Genomic DNA, 17,829 nt, shown 5'->3' on the forward strand with positions numbered 1-17,829 from the left:
TCAACCAACTGCCACCGAGCGAGCGGGTGACCGTATGACGGAAGGTGCAAACCGATGACTGAACGTCAGGGGGTAGCGCCCTTTCGGGGCTAGCGTCCCGGGTGCGATGACTCCGGAGCTCACACCGAGTAGCGGTGGAGCTGCCGCCCCGCCAGGCGGCGCACGACGACGGTCCCGGCCGTGAGGTCGTAGGCCGCTGACCACTGCGTGTCGGCCTGGCGCACGTCGTCCAGCAGCCGGAGCGCGCCGTCGGCGTCGATGCGACCCTGCGAGGCGGTCAGCTGCTCGCGGCAGCGGGTGTAGCGGGGGTGCTCGTCGCGCGCGGCCGGTGGCGTCGTAGCCAGCTGGAAGTTCTCGAGGCACTGCCACGGGGTGGCCGCGGCGCGCTCGCGCACCGACAGCCGCCCGTTGACGAGCTCGATCGTCGCGGAGGCTCCGGAGCGGTCGGCCACCAGGTAGTGCAGCCCCGGCCCGCCGGCGAACTCCAGCGAGTGGCGCTCGAACATGGCGAGGGCGCCGCGCACGTCCTTGGCGTGGTCCAGCACGAGCCGGACGATGCCGACCCCACCGACCACGATCGTCCCGGGCCGCGCGACGGACCGCGCCTCAAGGTCGGCGGCCAGGCCGATGAACAGCCCGTGCTGGTTCATGCCGTCCACGACCCGCCCGTGCGCCCGCAGCAGGCGACGCCGCACGGCCGCCACTCCGACCCGGGGGAGCTCGGCGGTCGGCAGCTCGACGAAGGACAGGTCGCACATCCCGATCGACCGCGGCCCTCGGTCGGTGCGCGACCGCACGACGGCCGCGGGGTTGGGGTCCCAGTCGAAGTTCCGGCCCACCATCACGCGCCCCGGGTCGCCTGCGGCGACGAACAGCGTGCAGCCGTATGGCGTTCGCGTGTCAGCGCGAGATGCGGCGGCCGGCGCGTCCACCTCCGCCAGGGCGCCGGACCACCGCAGCTCGTGCAGGACCGGGTCGCCGGTGGACCGCCACGAGGCGAGGGTGGCTCGCTCCTGGGCCGGCGTCTGCACGAGACGCAGCGGTCGGGCGGCGGACGGGCCCGCGGTGGTCGGAGCGGCGCCCGTCGTCGCGGCCGACGTGGAGCCGGTCGGCGTGGGGGAGGTCGGCGGGTGCTCGGGGTGGATCACCGTGCCGGAGGCGGACGAGGCTGCGCAGCCGGCCACTCCCGCCGCCACCGCGGCGAGGCCGGCGCCGAGCACCGTCCGACGCGTGACGTCCACCCCTCCAGGCTAGACCCGACGTGAGACGGGAGCCCGTCATACGGACTGGCTGTCTAGTCTGGAGACATGCCTGCACTGCGCTCACGCACCACCACCCACGGACGCAACATGGCCGGGGCGCGCGCCCTGTGGCGCGCGACAGGCATGACCGAGGGCGACTTCGGCAAGCCGATCGTGGCGATCGCCAACTCGTTCACGCAGTTCGTCCCGGGCCACGTCCACCTCAAGGACATGGGCCAGCTCGTGGCGGGCGCCGTCGCCGAGGCCGGGGGAGTGGGCCGCGAGTTCGACACCATCGCCGTCGACGACGGCATCGCGATGGGGCACTCGGGGATGCTCTACTCCCTGCCGAGCCGCGAGGTCATCGCCGACTCGGTGGAGTTCATGGTCAACGCGCACCAGGCCGACGCGCTCGTGTGCATCTCCAACTGCGACAAGATCACGCCCGGCATGCTGCTCGCGGCGCTGCGGCTCAACATCCCCACGGTCTTCGTCAGCGGCGGACCGATGGAGGCCGGCAAGGCCGTCATCGGGCCCGACGGGACCGCCCAGACCCGCCTCGACCTCATCGACGCGATGATCAAGTCGGTCGACGACTCGGTCAGCGACGAGGACATCACCACCATCGAGCAGAACGCCTGCCCCACGTGCGGCTCCTGCTCGGGCATGTTCACCGCCAACTCGATGAACTGCCTCACCGAGGCGCTCGGCCTGTCCCTGCCCGGCAACGGCTCGACGCTCGCCACGGCGAGCGCGCGCCGCTCGCTCTTCGAGCGGGCCGGTCACCTCGTCGTCGAGCTGTGCCAGCGGTGGTATGGCGAGGACGACGACTCGGTCCTGCCGCTGTCGATCGCCACCAAGCCCGCCTTCGCCAACGCCATGCGCCTGGACATCGCCATGGGTGGCTCGACCAACACGATCCTGCACCTGCTCGCGGCGGCGCAGGAGGCCGGTGTCGACTTCGACCAGGACGACATCGACGCCCTGTCCCGCGTCACGCCCTGCCTGGTCAAGGTCGCTCCCAACTCGAACCAGTTCTACATGGAGGACGTGCACCGCGCCGGCGGCATCGCCGCGATCCTCGGCGAGCTGCACCGCGGCGGCATGCTCGACGAGGACGTCCGGTGCGTCCACTCGCCGTCGATGCACCAGTGGCTGCAGGACTGGGACATCCGCAGCGGCGCCGCCAAGCCCGAGGCGATCGAGCTCTTCCACGCCGCCCCGGGCGGGGTGCGCACCACCGAGGCGTTCTCGTCGTCGAACCGGTGGGCCACGCTGGACACCGACCCCGAGAACGGCTGCATCCGCTCGGTGGAGCACGCCTACACCACCGAGGGCGGCCTCGCGGTGCTGCGCGGCAACCTCGCCCCCGACGGCTGCATCGTCAAGACGGCGGGCGTGCCCGAGCACCAGTGGTCCTTCTCCGGCCCGGCGCGGGTGGCCGAGTCCCAGGAGGAGGCCGTCTCCAAGATCCTCAACGGCGAGATCCAGGGCGGCGACGTCGTGGTCGTGCGCTACGAGGGCCCCAAGGGAGGGCCCGGCATGCAGGAGATGCTCTATCCCACGAGCTATCTCAAGGGCGTGGGCCTCGGGCCGAAGTGCGCCCTGATCACCGACGGCCGGTTCAGCGGCGGCTCGTCCGGCCTCTCGGTCGGCCACGTGTCGCCGGAGGCCGCGTCCGGCGGCCCGATCGGGCTGGTGCGCGACGGTGACGTGATCGAGTTCGACATCCCGCAGCGCCGGGTCAACCTGCTCGTCCCCGACGAGGAGCTCGAGCGCCGCCGGGCCGAGCAGGACGAGCTCGGCTGGGAGCCCCGCGACCGGGACCGCCAGGTATCGACGGCGCTCAAGATCTTTGCGCGGTTCGCACAGAGCGCCGACAAGGGCGCCGCCCGCAAGTTCGACTGACCGGCCCCGCCGAGGGCCCGAGCGAGGCACGAGCCGGGCCGGAGGCGGGCGAGCGGTCAGCTCGAGACGGTGACGCTCATGCGCTGCCGCGCGGTCGACGACCCGCGCCCGACCGGGGTGGTGCCGATCGCCTTGCCCAGGCCGAGGCTGGGCATGTTGACATAGATCGCCTCCCTCCGGCCGGGTGTCGTCACGTAGGTCTCGTGCCAGACCCCGACGTGCCCGTCCTTGGTGAGTTGTGCGAAGTCGCGCCAGGCCTGCAGGTGCGGGGCGTCCGCGTCGGCCGCGAAGGCCTGCAGCTGCTCCGACGACTCCCAGTACATGAGGACGAGCGGGGAGGGCAGCGCCCACAGGTCGTAGCCGAGCATGCCCGACCCGGGGTCGGTCTCGAGATGCTTCAGCATGCGTGGCATCGCGGTGAAGACTGGCCACCACCGGTCCACGCGCAGCGGGCTGTTGATGCCCATGCCGATGAGGAAGACCGTGATCTCGCGGTCGGAGTCGATGGTGTGGCGACCTAGGTTGATGCGGGGCATGACGCCTCCTGTGGTTCTGGGTGCGTACCGACGAATCATGACACCGTTATAAAACACCGTTATGTTACGGTCGTCAAGTGCCCAGACCCAAGCTGTATGACGACGACCTCCGGGGTCGCCTCATCGCCACGGCTGCCGACCAGGTCGCCGCCGGCGGGCTCGACGGCCTCTCGCTGCGGCGGGTGGCAGAGGAGGCCGGCACCTCGACCAACGCCGTCTACACCGTGTTCGGCGGCAAGGACGGGCTGGTCGGGGCCATGGCGTCCGAGGCGCAGACCTCCTTCGTCGCAGCCCAGCTCGAGGCGGTGGCCGGCCGCGACCCCCTCGACGACCTCCTCGCCCTGGGTCTGGCCTACCGCCGCTGGGCGGTGGAGCACGCGAGCCTGTATGCCGTCATGTTCGGCGGACGGGTGCCGCCGCCCGAGGACTGTGCCGAGGACGGGCTCGCCCCTCTGCTCGGGGTGGTGCAGCGCGTGGCCGACGCCGGCCGGCTGGTCGGGGAGGACGTCCACGCCGCCGCGCTCGCCATCTGGGCTGCCACCCACGGGTGCGTCGCGCTCGAGCTGGCCCTGTGGCCGGACCAGCCGGAGGAGCTCTCGGCGCGCGACTTCGAGCGGCAGCTCGCCGCGCAGACCCGCGCCTGGATCCTCGCCTGACGGACACTGCCCCGCGACGTGACGCCGGCCCTCCCTGCCCGCTTCGGTGGCGGCCCGACCCCACCCGCCGACCAGAAGTGACCCGTCGGGTCAGGCTGAACGATCAAACCCGCGGTGATGCGACGGTTCGAGCCCCGCCGGGTCACCTTTTGGCGCTACCCGCCCGCGGGCCGGGCCGGCGGGGCGACGCAGGCGCGAGGTGCCGGGGCGGCGGGGTGGCGTGGGGGGAGTGGGCGCGACGTGCCGGGTCGGTGGCGGCCCGACCCCACCCGCCGACCGGAAGTGACCCGTCGGGTCAGGCTGAACGATCAAAGCGGCGGTCACGCGGCGTCTCTCGCCCCGTCAGGTCACTTCCTGTCGCTTGCCGGCGAGCCGGGCGGCGGGTTGGGGCGGTGTGGGAGCGGACCTGAGGTGCGGGTGCATGCGGGGGCGACTGGGCGACTAGGCTCGGCGTCCGTGACCGTGCGCCGTGCCACCCCTGCTGACATCCCCGAGATCGTGCGCCTCAAGGCGCTCCTGATGGAGACGGGCTGGCCCTGGCCGGTCGCGGTCTCCGAGGACGAGGACTGGCGCCGGCGATGCGCCGAGGCGGCGGAGGTGCTGCTGGCGCGCGACACCTACGCCTGCTTCGTCGTGGACGTGGATCCCGTTGCGGGAGAGGGTGGCTCGCTCGCCGGGTGCGTCAGCGTGGCGGTGGAGCAGCACCTGCCCGGTCCCCGCGGGCGGGGCTTGTCGGCATACCTCTCGGACATGAGCACCGACGTCCCCCACCGCGGCCGGGGCATCGGCACCGCGCTGCTCGACCACGCGATGGCGTGGGCCCGGGAGCAGGGCGCGGGTCGGATCGAGCTGCACTCGACGGAGTCGGGGCGTCGGGTCTACGAGCGGGCGGGGTTCGAGGCGGACGGGCCGTTCCGGCACCTGGGCCGTCAGCTCGTCTGACCGCGCCGCGCCCCCATCCGCCGATTGGCCAGGCACCCTCGGATGCCTGGCCATTCGGGTGGAGCCGGACCTCAGAAGGTCTTGGCGTCGATCACGAAGCGGTAGCGCACGTCGCTGGCGACGACGCGGTCGTAGGCCTCGTTGATCCGGTCGGCGTCGATGAGCTCAATCTCGGCCGTGATGTCGTGCTCCGCGCAGAAGTCGAGCATCTCCTGGGTCTCGGCGATTCCACCGATGCAGGACCCGGCCAGCGACTTGCGGGCGGGGATGAGCGCGAACGCCGGCACCTCCAGCGGCTTGGACGGCGCGCCGAGCTCGACGAGGGTGCCGTCGTAGCGCAGCAGCGCGAGGTAGTCCGCCATCGGCAGGTTGACCGACACGGTGTTGATGATCAGGTCGAACGTGCCCGCGAGGGCCTTCATCTCGTCCTCGTCGGTGGTGTTGACGTAGTGCTGGGCGCCGAACGTCGCGGCGTCCTCGCGCTTCTTGTCCGAGTGGGACAGGACGGTGACCTCGGCGCCCATCGCGCTCGCGATCTTGACGCCGACGTGCCCGAGGCCGCCCATGCCGATGATGGCGACCTTGGTGCCCTCGGTGACGCCCCAGTGGCGCAGGGGGGAGTAGAGCGTGATGCCCGCGCACAGCAGCGGCGTGACGGCGGCCTCGTCGAGGGACTCGGGGACGCGGACGACGAACTTCTCGTCGACGACCACGTGGGTGGAGTAGCCGCCCTGGGTGATCGTGCCGTCCTTGTCGACGGCGCCGTAGGTGCCGATGTTGCCCTGCAGGCAGTACTGCTCGAGGCCCTCCTCGCACGCGGCGCACTCCTGGCAGGAGTTGACCATGCAGCCGACGCCGACCAGGTCGCCGACCTTGTGGCGGCTGACGTCCGAGCCGACCTCGGTGACGCGGCCGACGATCTCGTGGCCGGGGGCGAGGGGGTACTGCTGGGCACCCCACTCGTCGCGGACGGTGTGGATGTCGGAGTGGCAGATGCCGGCGAACTCGATGTCGATGAGCACGTCGTGCTCTCCGACGTCGCGGCGGGTGATCGTGGACTTCTCGAGGGGGGCTCCCGCAGAGGGGGCCGCGTAGGCAGCAACCTCCATCATGCGCTCCACGATAATCCGCGTGGTTGAGCCGATCTCGTCCAGTCTGCTGAGCGAGACCTGCGCGTCCCACGCAGTGTTCACGTCGTCGTGCCCGCCCCGTCACCCCGGTGTGAGACACCAGTCGTATGACGACCACCCCCGTCGCGACGTCCGCCTCCCGGAGCTCCGGCGTCACCGCGCCGTCCGCCAGGCGGGACCTCCGAGCTCGGCGCCAGGTCCTGACGACGTCGGTGATGGGGCTGGCCCTCCTGGTCGTGGTGCTCCACGCCGTGGTCGGCATCCTGCCCGACGCCCCGGTGGTCTGGGTCCTCACCCCCGACCGGCTGGTCCTCCTGCTCGGGCTCGCCGCGGGCCTCGTCGCAGCCCCGTCGCCGCGCGAGTGGGCGACCTGGCTCGACCTGCCGATCGTGCTCCTGGTCGCGGCGTCGGCCGCGTCCGCGGTCGCCAGCGGTCAGGGATGGCCGGTATGGCGGGCGCTGCTCACCGGCGTGATGACCTGCTACCTCGCGGTGGGGCTGATGCGGCGGCACCCGTCGTCGTGGACCCTCGTCACCGGATCGGCCCTCGTGGCGTGCGCGGTCACCGGGCTCACGGCGCTGCACCAGTGGGCGGACGACGTGCCCACCGGCTTCTGCCGCGCAGGCCTGGCCGCCGGGCGGGAGCTGTGCAGCGACCCGGACGCGATGGTCCGCGTGACCGGGACCTTCGGCAACCCGAACGTGCTCGCCGCGGCCCTCGTCCTGCTCCTGCCCGTCGCCTGGGCCGGGGCGACGAGCCTCCCGACGTCGTCGGCCCGTCTCGTGGGGTACGCGGTCGTGGTGCTCGGCTACGTCGCCGTGCTGCTGACCTGGTCCCGGGCGGGCGTGGCTGCGGCCGTGGTCGGAGCGACCGTGCTGGTGGTGCTGCGGCCCGGCTGGTCGCGCCGGGTCTCCACCGCTGTGGCGGCGGCGGTCGTCATCGGCGGGGTGCTGGTGGTCGGCGGCAGCCTGGGGGTGCGGCGGGACGTGTGGGGCGCGGCCCTGCGCGTCGTGGCCGGGCACCCCCTGGGCGTCGGGCCCGGCCGGTCGGGCGCGGTCATCGACCAGCAGGTGCCGGGTCCGGAGAGGTTCCGGCACGCCCACGACCTGTGGCTGAGCTGGACAGTCGAGGGTGGCTGGCTGGCGGGGGCCGCGGTGGTCGCGCTCACGCTCGGGGCGGTGTGGTTGGTCCGGCGTGGCGTGCGCTCCGGCTCGACGGTGGCGCGGGTGGCCGGTGCCGGTCTCGCGGGGTTCGCGGTGATGTCGTTGGTCGACCACCCGGCGAACACGACGGGGATCGCCACGCTGATGTGGCTGCTGCTGGGCCTGGTCGCCGGAGTCAGGGACGTCGGGGGCAGGGATGTCGGGGTCAGGGAGGCCGGTGCCAGGGACAGCAGGTCACCCGCACCGCCGCGGCCCTAGCGGGTGGAGATGGCCACCGTCAGCGGTGGTGGACCCCACCCGTTGCGCGGCGAGGTGGGTTCCACGCGTTGCGTGCGGCGAGGTGGGTTCCACGCGTTGCGCGCGGCGGCGGGGTGAACCGACCGATCTGAGGCGCCGGCGGGTCAGGCGTGCTGGTGGCGGGGCCGCTCGAAGGCCATGACGACGACGGCACCGACGAGGATCACGGCGGCGGGGACCAGCAGGGCGTCACCCATCGCGGCGCTGAACGCCTCGGCCACCTGCGGCGGCATGGTGCCGCCCGTGCCGCCCATGGTGGGGGCGGCGCCCGAGGATCCGGGCAGGTGCGCGGCCAGCCGGTCCTCCATGGCCAGCGCGATGGCCGCCGACCCGAGCACCGAGCCGATCTGCCGGGTGGTGTTGTAGACGCCGGACCCGGCGCCCGCCTCGCGACGGTCGAGGTTGGCGGTCGCCGAGGTGGACAGGGGAGCCCACATGAAGCCGTTGGCGACGCCGAGCAGGGCGACGGGCAGGAGCAGCTCCCACAGGGGCATGTCGGCGCGCAGCACGGCCCGCATCCACACGAGCGACACGGCGTAGGACAGCAGCCCGATCCCCGCCAGGACTCGGGGGTGCGTGCGGGCCACGAGCCGGCCCACCACCGGGGCCAGACCACCGGAGATGACCGCCATCGGCGCCATGAGCAGGGCGGCGTAGGTCGGCGAGAGGCCCCGCACGCTCTGCGCCCAGATCATGATGGGGAACATCGTCGAGGTGACGGCGAAGCCCACGGTGGTGATGGCGACGTTGGCCACCGAGAAGTTGCGGTCGCGGAAGAGGCGCAGCGGCACGAGCGGCTCGCTGCGCTGACGCGCCTGCCAGACGACGAACGCGATCATCACGAGCACGCCGAACCCGATGAGGCGCCACACCGTGATCGGCCCTGTGATCGTGGACCAGTCGTAGCCGTGCCCCTCCTCGATGCCGAAGACGATGCAGAAGAGACCCACCGCGGACAGCACGACCCCGATCCAGTCGAACCGGTGCGCGTGGGTGTCGAGGGTGGGGACGAGCCGCCAGGCGAGCACCATGGCGAGCAGGCCCACCGGGACGTTGATGAAGAAGATCCACTCCCACCCGAGGGTGTCGACGAGCACGCCACCGAGGACCGGTCCGACGAGCGTCGCCACCCCGGCGACGGCGCCCCACAGGCCCATGGCCTGCCCGCGCGACTGCGGCGGGAAGAGGCGCGTGATCACCGACATCGTCTGCGGGCTCATGAGCGCGGCCCCGAGGCCCTGGACCACGCGGGCGACGATGAGCCCGGTGATGGTGCCGGTCAGCCCGCACCACAGGGACGCGAGGGTGAAGATCGTGAGCCCGACGAGGTAGACGCGCTTGGGTCCGTAGCGGTCGCCGAGACGCCCGGTGATGAGCAGGGGGACGGCGTAGGCGAGCAGGTAGGCGCTGGTCACCCACACCGCCGCGCCGATGTCGGCGTGCAGCCCGGACATGAGCGCGGGCATCGCGACGGTCACGATCGTGGAGTCGACCAGGATCATGAAGAACCCCAGGCACAGGGCCCACAGCGCCGGCCACGGGCTCGCGGTGCGCGAGTCGTCGGTGGGGGCGCCGCCGGCGGGGCGCGCGGTGGGTGGAGCCTGCTCGGGTGACGTCACGCGCGCAGCGTCTCACGAGCCACTGACACACCCCGCCCCTGCGCGAGGCACCGAGACGGTCCGCGCCCGCCGCCTCGCGGATCACCGCAGGCGGCTGGCGGACGGCATACGGCTCAGACCGCGGCGGGCCGGGCACCCTCGCGCGCAGGTGGCTCCGCAGGCTCGTCCTCCGGCGCCCGGGTCCCGCCCGAGATGCGCATGCCGTAGAAGGAGCGGTAGACGAAGTAGGCCGAGATCACGAAGAACACCGCGGCCAGCGAGTGGGTCAGCACGGTCCCCGACGACGCGGCGAGCTGCACGGCCAGCTCGACGGCCAGCAGGCCGAACAGGGTCGTGAACTTGATGACCGGGTTGAGCGCGACCGAGGAGGTGTCCTTGTAGGGGTCGCCGACCGTGTCGCCCACGATCGTCGCGTCGTGCAGGGCCGTGCCCTTGGCGTGCAGGTCGACCTCGACGACCTTCTTGGCGTTGTCCCAGGCGCCGCCGGCGTCGGCCATGAAGATCGCCTGGTAGAGCCCGAACAGCGCGATCGAGATCAGGTAGCCGATGAAGAAGAACGGCTCGACGAACGCGAACGCCAGGGTGGAGAAGAACACGCCGAGGAACATGTTGAGCATGCCCTTCTGGGCGTACTGCGTGCAGATCTCGACGACGCGGGTGGAGTCCTCGGCGCTGGCCTTGGTGGCCCCGTCGAGGTGGATGTTGTCCTTGATGAACTCGACCGCGCGGTAGGCCCCGGTGGTGACGGCCTGGATGGACGCCCCGGTGAACCAGTAGATCGTCGCGCCGCCGGTGATGAGCCCCAGCAGGAACGGCGGGTGCATCAGCGAGAGGTTGACCATCTCCTCGGTGCGACCACCGGTGAGCGCCATGATGATCGAGAAGATCATGGTCGTGGATCCGACGACGGCGGTGCCGATCAGCACGGGCTTGGCGGTGGCCTTGAAGGTGTTGCCCGCGCCGTCGTTCTCCTCGAGGAAGTACTTGGCGCGCTCCCACTCCACGTCGAAGCCGTGCTCGGCCCGGATCTGCTCGGCGACGCCGGGGATGTCCTCGATGACGGACAGCTCGTAGACGCTCTGGGCGTTGTCGGTGACCGGCCCGTAGGAGTCGACCGCGATGGTCACCGGCCCCATCCCGAGGAAGCCGAACGCGACCAGCCCGAACGCGAACACCGCGGGAGCGATCATCAGCGCACCGAGGGCGATCGTCGAGATCAGATAGGCGCCACCCATGAGCCCGACGATGGCGATGCCCAGCCAGTATGCCGAGAAGTTGCCCGCCACGAGCCCGGAGAGGATGTCGAGGGAGGCGCCGCCCTGGCGCGAGCTCGTCACGACCTCCCGCACGTGCCGGCTGTGGGTGGAGGTGAAGACCTTGACCAGCTCGGGGATGAGGGCACCGGCCAGGGTGCCGCAGGACACGATCGTCGCCAGCTGCCACCACAGGCCGGTGCCCAGGTCGGCGATCAGCGCCCAGGAGGTCAGGTAGGTCAGGGCGATGCACACGGCCGACGTGAGCCACACGAGCGCGGACAGCGGCGTCTCGAAGTTCATCCGGTCGCGGTGCGCGTAGCGGCGACCCGCCATGACCTGGTTGCCGGCGTAGGACAGGCCGGACGCGATGACCATCACGGCGCGGACGACGAAGATCCACACGAGCAGCTTGACCTGCGTGGCGGGGTCGGGGACCGCCAGGAGGATGAAGGTGATGAGGGCGACCCCGGTGACGCCATACGTCTCGAAACCGTCCGCCGACGGACCGACCGAGTCGCCGGCGTTGTCACCGGTGCAGTCGGCGATGACGCCGGGGTTGCGGGCGTCGTCCTCCTTGATCTTGAACGCGATCTTCATCAGGTCCGAGCCGATGTCGGCGATCTTGGTGAAGATGCCGCCCGCGATGCGCAGGGCGCTCGCGCCGAGGGACTCGCCGATCGCGAAGCCGATGAAGCACGCCCCCGCGAGCGACCCCGGCACGAAGAGCATGATCACGAGCATCATCAGCAGCTCGACGCTGATCAGCGCCATGCCGATGGACATGCCGGACTTCATGGGGATCTCGTAGACGGGGTAGGGCTTGCCCCGCAGCGCCGCGAAGGCCGTGCGGCTGTTGGCGAAGGTGTTGACGCGGATGCCGAACCACGCCACGGCATACGACCCGCCCATCCCGACCAGGCTGAACGCGAGGACGACGAGCACCCGGCCCACCGAGTAGTGCATGAGGAAGGCGAAGTAGGCCACGATCACCGCGGCGATGAAGACCCACAGCATCAGCAGGAAGCGGCCCTGCTGGACGAGATAGGCCTTGCACGTCCGGTAGATGAGCTCGGAGACCTCGTGCATCGATTCGTGCACCGGGAGCCTCCGCAGCTGGCCGTAGGTCACGAAGCCGAACACCAGGCCGAGCAGGCACACCACGATGCCGCCCATGAGCAGCGAGTGGCCGCTGATGCCACCCAGGAAGTCGACCGACCCGAGGTCGGGGAGGTGGAGGTCGGCCTCGCCGGCGGCCGGGACGCGGAGTGGGGGCGCAAGGACTGTGTCTACCTGCATGATCGGCTCGATCCGAGAACGTCGTCGTTCAGCTGTCGCTGGTCACCGAATCCGTCTAGTGGCACCTACGACACTACGAGGGCGCGTTCGGGGGCCGAGCACGGGGGTCGGGGTTACCGAGACCCCGCTGCGAATCCCCTGACGGCGCAAGGGAAGGCCCGGCTGGGCACGACGGGCGGGACGGGCGCGGGGTGGCTACTCTCCTCGCTAGGTCGCTCGACCACGACGCGATCGCTCACCGAGGAGTCGCCATGCTGACCATCTGGGGTCTGCTGATCGTCACCATCTTCATGGCGCTGATCATGACCAAGCGCACCACCCCGTTCACCGCCCTGGTGCTGAGCCCGGTGCTGATCGCCCTGATCGCGGGGTTCGGCGACAAGATCGGCGACCACAGCCTCGCCGGCGTCAAGGGCGTGGCGCCCACGGTGTTCCTGCTGCTGTTCGCCATCCTCTACTTCGGGCTGATGCTGACCGCGGGGCTGTTCGACCCGCTCGTGCGACTGATCCTGCGGATCGTCAAGGGTGACCCCCTCCGGGTGCTGGTGGGCACGGCGCTCCTCGCGGCCGTCGTCTCGGTCGACGGCGACGGGTCGACCACGACGATGATCGTGTGCTCGGCGATGATCCCCGTCTATCGCCGGCTGGGCATGAAGATGATGGACCTCGCCGTCCTGGTAATCATGGCCAACTCGATCATGAACCTCCTGCCCTGGGGCGGTCCGACGGCCCGCATCATCGCCGCGCTCAAGGTCGACGAGGGCGAGCTGCTGCGCAAGCTCCTGCCGGGCATGCTCATCGCCACGGTCTGGGTCGTGATCGTCGCCGTGATCCGCGGTCGTGCGGAGCGCAAGCGCCTCGGCATCGTGGACCTGTCCTCCGAGGAGGTCATGGCGCTGTCGCCGGCGAACTCCCTCATCGAGGCGTCCAACGACAGCGAGGAGACCGCGCACGCGCTCGAGCACGAGGGCGAGAAGCTCAAGCGGCCCCACATGATCTGGCCGAACTTCATCCTCACGATGGTCATGATGGTGACGCTCGTGTTCGGCGGGACGTGGATCATCCCGGACATCCCCTCGGCGATCATCTTCGAGGTGGGCTTCGCGATCGCGCTGCTGCTGAACTACCGCAAGCTGAACGAGTCCCGCGACATCATCGAGATCCACGGCGCCAACGCGATGCACGTCATCGTGATGGTGCTGGCGGCCGGCGTCTTCATGGGCATCCTCAACGGGACCGGCATGTCCGAGGCGATGGGTCAGTCCATCGGCGACGTCGTCCCGCCCTCGCTCGGCGACCGCTGGGGCATGGTCACGGCGTTCGCGTCGATCCCCGGCACGTTCCTGCTGTCCAACGACGCGTTCTACCTCGGCGTCCTGCCGATCCTCGCCGAGACCGGCGCGGGCTACGGCTTCACCCCGATGCAGATCGCCGTGGCCTCGACGACCGGCCAGGCCTTCCACCTGCTGTCCCCGCTGGTCGGCTTCATCTACCTCCTGCTCCACCTGACCGGCGTCGACATGGGCACCTGGCAGCGCACCGCCGCCAAGTGGAGCATCGGGACGTTCGTGGTGTTCCTGCTGTGCGCCGTGACGATCGGCGGCGTGCCGATCTGACCCCCGCCGCCCCGCCGCCAAGATCGTGAGTGTCTCGTCCAAGAAAGCTGGAGCAGACACTCACGATCTTGGTGCGGCTGGGGCTGGGGCTGGGGCTGGTGGTGCCGTGACCGCCGTGGCCCGGGTGGCCTCGGCGCGCTGGCGGATGCGGTGCGCCAGCTCGACGTCCAGCTGCGTGATGCCGTCCCGCCAATGCGTCCACAGCTCCCAGCGCGTCCGCGCCATGCGGATGTCGATGAACGGGTGGTGGTCCATCTGCTCGGCCTCGTCGGCGACCCACTCGACCAGCCGCACGGCCTCGAGGAAGGACCCGGACTCGTAGGTCGCGACCAGGTGCCCGTCCACGCGCTCCCACCCCGGCAGGTCGCGCAGCTGGCGGGTGATCTCCTCGTCGTCCAGCAGTCGGCTCATGCCGACATCATCGCCCCTGGGAGAGGATGGGCCGTATGCCGGAACCCATCGCCGTCGTCGGGGCCGCGCTCCTCGACGACCTGTCACGACCGAGGCTGCTGCTGGGCGCCCGCCGCACCGAGCCCTCCCACCTGGCGGGTGGGTGGGAGCTGCCCGGCGGCAAGGTCGACCCCGGCGAGACCGAGCTGGAGGCGCTGCACCGCGAGCTGCGCGAGGAGCTCGGCGTCGACCTGGTCGTGGGGGAGGAGGTCACCGGTCCCCTCCCGGACGGGCGGTGGGTGCTGAGCGAGCGGTACGCCATACGCGTCTGGACCGCGCAGGTGAGCGGGGTCGAGCCGAGGGCGCTGGAGGACCACGACGAGCTGCGCTGGCTCGGGCGGGAGGACCTCGGCGAGGTGCCGTGGCTGCCCGCCGACCTGCCGATCGTCGAAGCGGTGGGTCGACTCCTCACGCCCTGACGCCCGCCCGGGATCCTCGTGGACGGACCTGGACGGGGGTTCGTCACGCATGGTCACGGCAGGTCCCGCGGGCTGAGACAATGGAGGCATGGCTCAGAAGACCCGCGGCGACATCCGAAACGTCGCCATCGTTGCTCACGTCGACCACGGCAAGACGACTCTTGTCGACAAGATGCTCTGGCAGGGGGGTGCCTTCGGCGAGCACGACCACGTCGACGAGCGGGCCATGGACAGCGGCGACCTGGAGCGCGAGAAGGGCATCACGATCCTCGCCAAGAACACCGCGATCCACTACAACGGCCCCTCGGCCTCGGAGTTCCCCGAGGGCGTCACCATCAACATCATCGACACCCCGGGGCACGCCGACTTCGGTGGCGAGGTCGAGCGCGGCCTGTCCATGGTCGACGGCGTCGTCCTGCTCGTCGACGCGTCCGAGGGCCCGCTGCCCCAGACCCGCTTCGTGCTCCGCAAGGCGCTGCAGGCCAAGCTGCCGGTCGTCCTGTGCATCAACAAGGTCGACCGCCCCGACTCCCGCATCGCGGAGGTGGTGGACGAGGTCTACGAGCTGTTCATGGACCTGGACGCCGACGAGCACCAGATCGAGTTTCCGATCGTCTACGCGTCGGCCAAGTCCGGCCTCGCCTCGACCGAGCGCCCCGCGGACGGCGGCCTGCCCGACAGCCCCGACCTGGAGCCGCTGTTCCGCACGATCATGGACACCGTCCCCGCGCCCGTCTACGACGACGAGGCCCCGCTGCAGGCGCACGTCACCAACCTCGACTCGTCCAACTTCCTCGGCCGCCTCGCGCTGCTGCGCGTCTTCAACGGCGAGATCCGCAAGGGCCAGCAGGCCATGTGGTTCCAGCACGACGGCTCGTCCAAGCAGGTCAAGATCACCGAGCTGCTGGTCACCGAGGGCCTGGAGCGCAAGCCCGCCGACAAGGCCGGCCCCGGCGACATCATCGCCATCGCGGGCATCGCGGACATCATGATCGGCGACACCATCGCCGACCCCGAGGACCCCCGCCCGCTGCCGATCATCACGGTCGACGAGCCCGCGATCTCCATGACCATCGGCACCAACACCTCGCCGCTCGTCGGCAAGGAGCGCGGCACCAAGGTCACGGCCCGCCTGGTCAAGGACCGCCTCGACCGCGAGCTCATCGGCAACGTGTCGCTGCGCGTCCTCCCGACCGAGCGTCCCGACGCCTGGGAGGTCCAGGGCCGTGGCGAGCTCGCGCTGGCGATCCTCGTGGAGCAGATGCGCCGCGAGGGCTTCGAGCTGACCGTCGGCAAGCCGCAGGTGGTCACCCGCGAGGTCGACGGCAAGCTGCACGAGCCGACCGAGCGCCTCACCATCGACACCCCCGACGAGTTCCTCGGCGCGGTCACCCAGATCATGGCCGCCCGCAAGGGCCGCATGGAGCAGATGACCAACCACGGCACCGGCTGGGTCCGCATGGAGTTCCTGGTGCCCTCGCGCGGCCTGATCGGCTTCCGCACCGAGTTCCTCACCGAGACGCGCGGCGCCGGCATCGCCCACCACGTGTTCGAGGACTACGAGCCGTGGTTCGGCACCATCTCGACCCGACAGTCCGGCTCGCTCGTGTCCGACCGCGCGGGGGCCGTCACGTCCTACGCCATGGTCAACCTGCAGGAGCGCGGCACCCTGTTCGTCGAGCCGACCACCGAGGTCTACGAGGGCATGATCGTCGGCGAGAACTCCCGCGCCGACGACATGGACGTCAACATCACCAAGGAGAAGAAGCTCACCAACGTGCGCGCCTCCTCCGCCGACAACTTCGAGAAGGTCGTGCCCCCGCGCCGGCTCTCCCTGGAGCAGTCGCTGGAGTTCTGCCGCGAGGACGAGTGCGTCGAGGTGACCCCGCAGCACGTGCGCATCCGCAAGGTCGTGCTCGCCGCGAACGAGCGCGCCCGCACCGCCTCCCGCGCCCGTTCCGAGGCCAAGCGCGAGCAGGGCCAGTGATCCACCGCCCCTGATCCTCGGGGGCAGCGCGTATGCCGACAGCCGGTCACCGTCCCGCGACGCGGGGGTGACCGGCTGTCCGGCATACCGGAGGACAGGGCACTGAGACCCAGGTCACGATCGGGACACGGTGGGCGTCGGGGACTGTCCAGGGCCCGGTGCTGTCCCTAGTGTCACGAGCACCTGCGCGCCCCGGTCGCTCACCCGGGGGAGCGCAGGCCCGCTCCCGAAAGGCACGCCGTCGATGTCGACCTCTCCCACCCATGCCGATCAGGCGGAGATCGCCGTCGACGTCGCGCCCGTGGAGGGCGACGACATCAAGGGTCGCTCTCCGTGGCAGCTCGTGCTCGCCCGGCTGCGGCGCGACCGCGTCACGATGGCCGCGCTCGTCGGCTCGATCGTGGTCATCCTGCTCGGCATCCTGGCCCCCATCCTGACCTCCCTCGGCGTGCTGGACCTGAGCAACCACGAGGAGCTCGTGCAGGAGCTCGGCTCGATGCCGTCCGGGTCGATGGGCGGCGTCACCGGTGACCACTGGCTGGGCGTCCAGCCGGGCACCGGCCGCGACCTCCTGGCACTGATCCTGTCCGGGATGACCACCTCGCTGCTCGTGGCTGTCTCGGCCACCGCCATGGCCATCGTGCTCGGCACGATCATGGGCCTGATATCCGGCTTCGCGGGCGGGCGCACCGACTGGCTCATCAGCCGGGTCATCGACCTCGTGCTGTCCTTCCCGCAGACCCTGATGCTGCTCTCGCTGCAGACGGTCATGGTCACCTGGATCGCCGACCTGATCGGCCTGGCCGACACGGCCTCCACGCCCAAGCTGCTCTTCATCATCACGGTGCTCGGGTTCTTCGGCTGGCCCTACTTCGCCCGCATCGTCCGCGGTCAGGTGATGTCGCTGCGCGAGCGGGAGTTCGTGGAGGCCGCACGCTCCCTGGGGGCCCGACCCTGGCGGCTCTACACCAAGGAGCTGCTCCCGCACCTGTGGGCGCCCATCCTCGTCTACACCACCATGATCCTGCCGCAGAACATCGCGCAGGAGGCCGCCCTCGGCTTCCTCGGCGTCGGTGTCCCGCCGCCCACCATCTCGCTCGGCACGCTGCTCAACGACTCCATCAACTACGCGCTGCCGGACCCCGCCTACTTCCTGTTCCCCGGACTCGCCGTGTTCCTCATGGTCTTCGCCTTCAACATCCTCGGCGACGGCCTGCGGGACGCCCTCGACCCCAAGGCCGACCGGCAGTGACCGATCCGCTGCCGGCGGGCCGTTCCTCATCGCACCAACCCATCACCGCCCACCCGCGGTG

General features: G+C 70.8%; 14 protein-coding genes. 8 read left to right on the forward strand and 6 right to left on the reverse strand.

Going from position 1 to position 17,829, the window contains the following annotated elements; genetic code table 11:
- Positions 1-119: 119 nt before the first annotated feature.
- Positions 120-1,241, reverse strand: coding sequence for a carcinine hydrolase/isopenicillin-N N-acyltransferase family protein (locus K313_RS0102755; RefSeq protein ID WP_029210332.1), 1,122 nt, complete (start codon positions 1,239-1,241; stop codon positions 120-122).
- A gap of 66 nt (positions 1,242-1,307) precedes the next feature.
- Between K313_RS0102755 and ilvD the strand changes: the two genes are divergently transcribed.
- The gene (ilvD, locus tag K313_RS0102760) at positions 1,308-3,149 is read left to right on the forward strand and encodes a dihydroxy-acid dehydratase (protein WP_029210333.1); all 1,842 of its coding nucleotides are present in this window, start codon (positions 1,308-1,310) and stop codon (positions 3,147-3,149) included.
- Between the two features lie 56 nt (positions 3,150-3,205).
- Here the strand turns inward: ilvD and K313_RS0102765 are convergent, their stop codons facing one another.
- Positions 3,206-3,685, reverse strand: coding sequence for a DUF4188 domain-containing protein (locus K313_RS0102765; RefSeq protein ID WP_034251324.1), 480 nt, complete (start codon positions 3,683-3,685; stop codon positions 3,206-3,208).
- A gap of 77 nt (positions 3,686-3,762) precedes the next feature.
- Here K313_RS0102765 and K313_RS0102770 point away from each other — a divergent pair, with 77 nt between their 5' ends.
- Together K313_RS0102770 and K313_RS22855 are read left to right on the forward strand one after the other, a co-directional pair.
- Positions 3,763-4,341: a TetR/AcrR family transcriptional regulator gene (locus K313_RS0102770; protein ID WP_029210335.1), complete on the forward strand. Its 579-nt coding sequence runs from the start codon at positions 3,763-3,765 to the stop codon at positions 4,339-4,341.
- Positions 4,342-4,797: 456 nt separating this feature from the next.
- Positions 4,798-5,283: a GNAT family N-acetyltransferase gene (locus K313_RS22855; RefSeq protein WP_029210336.1), complete on the forward strand. Its 486-nt coding sequence runs from the start codon at positions 4,798-4,800 to the stop codon at positions 5,281-5,283.
- Positions 5,284-5,354: 71 nt separating this feature from the next.
- Here K313_RS22855 and K313_RS0102780 read toward each other — a convergent pair whose 3' ends face one another.
- Positions 5,355-6,395, reverse strand: a complete 1,041-nt coding sequence (locus tag K313_RS0102780; protein ID WP_029210337.1) for an NAD(P)-dependent alcohol dehydrogenase — start codon at positions 6,393-6,395, stop codon at positions 5,355-5,357.
- A gap of 125 nt (positions 6,396-6,520) precedes the next feature.
- Between K313_RS0102780 and K313_RS24680 the strand changes: the two genes are divergently transcribed.
- The gene (locus tag K313_RS24680) at positions 6,521-7,834 is read left to right on the forward strand and encodes an O-antigen ligase family protein (protein ID WP_029210338.1); all 1,314 of its coding nucleotides are present in this window, start codon (positions 6,521-6,523) and stop codon (positions 7,832-7,834) included.
- A gap of 143 nt (positions 7,835-7,977) precedes the next feature.
- Here K313_RS24680 and K313_RS0102790 read toward each other — a convergent pair whose 3' ends face one another.
- Both K313_RS0102790 and K313_RS19810 read right to left on the reverse strand, forming a co-directional pair.
- Positions 7,978-9,492 carry a DHA2 family efflux MFS transporter permease subunit gene (locus K313_RS0102790; RefSeq protein WP_029210339.1) on the reverse strand — a complete coding sequence of 505 codons (1,515 nt, stop codon included), beginning with the start codon at positions 9,490-9,492 and terminating at the stop codon, positions 7,978-7,980.
- Between the two features lie 113 nt (positions 9,493-9,605).
- Positions 9,606-12,044 carry a sodium-translocating pyrophosphatase gene (locus tag K313_RS19810; protein WP_051273975.1) on the reverse strand — a complete coding sequence of 813 codons (2,439 nt, stop codon included), beginning with the start codon at positions 12,042-12,044 and terminating at the stop codon, positions 9,606-9,608.
- A gap of 251 nt (positions 12,045-12,295) precedes the next feature.
- Here K313_RS19810 and K313_RS0102800 point away from each other — a divergent pair, with 251 nt between their 5' ends.
- A complete protein-coding gene (locus K313_RS0102800) occupies positions 12,296-13,660 on the forward strand; it encodes a CitMHS family transporter (RefSeq protein ID WP_029210340.1) in 1,365 nt (454 codons plus the stop codon).
- 60 nt (positions 13,661-13,720) lie between these two features.
- Here the strand turns inward: K313_RS0102800 and K313_RS19815 are convergent, their stop codons facing one another.
- A complete protein-coding gene (locus tag K313_RS19815) occupies positions 13,721-14,071 on the reverse strand; it encodes a 4a-hydroxytetrahydrobiopterin dehydratase (protein ID WP_029210341.1) in 351 nt (116 codons plus the stop codon).
- 35 nt (positions 14,072-14,106) lie between these two features.
- Here K313_RS19815 and K313_RS0102810 point away from each other — a divergent pair, with 35 nt between their 5' ends.
- From K313_RS0102810 to K313_RS0102820, 3 genes are all read left to right on the forward strand, one after another.
- The gene (locus K313_RS0102810) at positions 14,107-14,529 is read left to right on the forward strand and encodes a (deoxy)nucleoside triphosphate pyrophosphohydrolase (RefSeq protein WP_029210342.1); all 423 of its coding nucleotides are present in this window, start codon (positions 14,107-14,109) and stop codon (positions 14,527-14,529) included.
- Between the two features lie 88 nt (positions 14,530-14,617).
- Positions 14,618-16,516 (forward strand): translational GTPase TypA, encoded by a 1,899-nt coding sequence (gene typA, locus K313_RS0102815; protein WP_029210343.1) that lies wholly within the window; start codon positions 14,618-14,620, stop codon positions 16,514-16,516.
- 244 nt (positions 16,517-16,760) lie between these two features.
- A complete protein-coding gene (locus K313_RS0102820; protein ID WP_029210344.1) occupies positions 16,761-17,768 on the forward strand; it encodes an ABC transporter permease in 1,008 nt (335 codons plus the stop codon).
- Positions 17,769-17,829: the final 61 nt, after the last annotated feature.

The organism is Arsenicicoccus bolidensis DSM 15745, assembly GCF_000426385.1.
In the GTDB taxonomy this organism is placed as follows: Bacteria; Actinomycetota; Actinomycetes; order Actinomycetales; family Dermatophilaceae; genus Arsenicicoccus; species Arsenicicoccus bolidensis.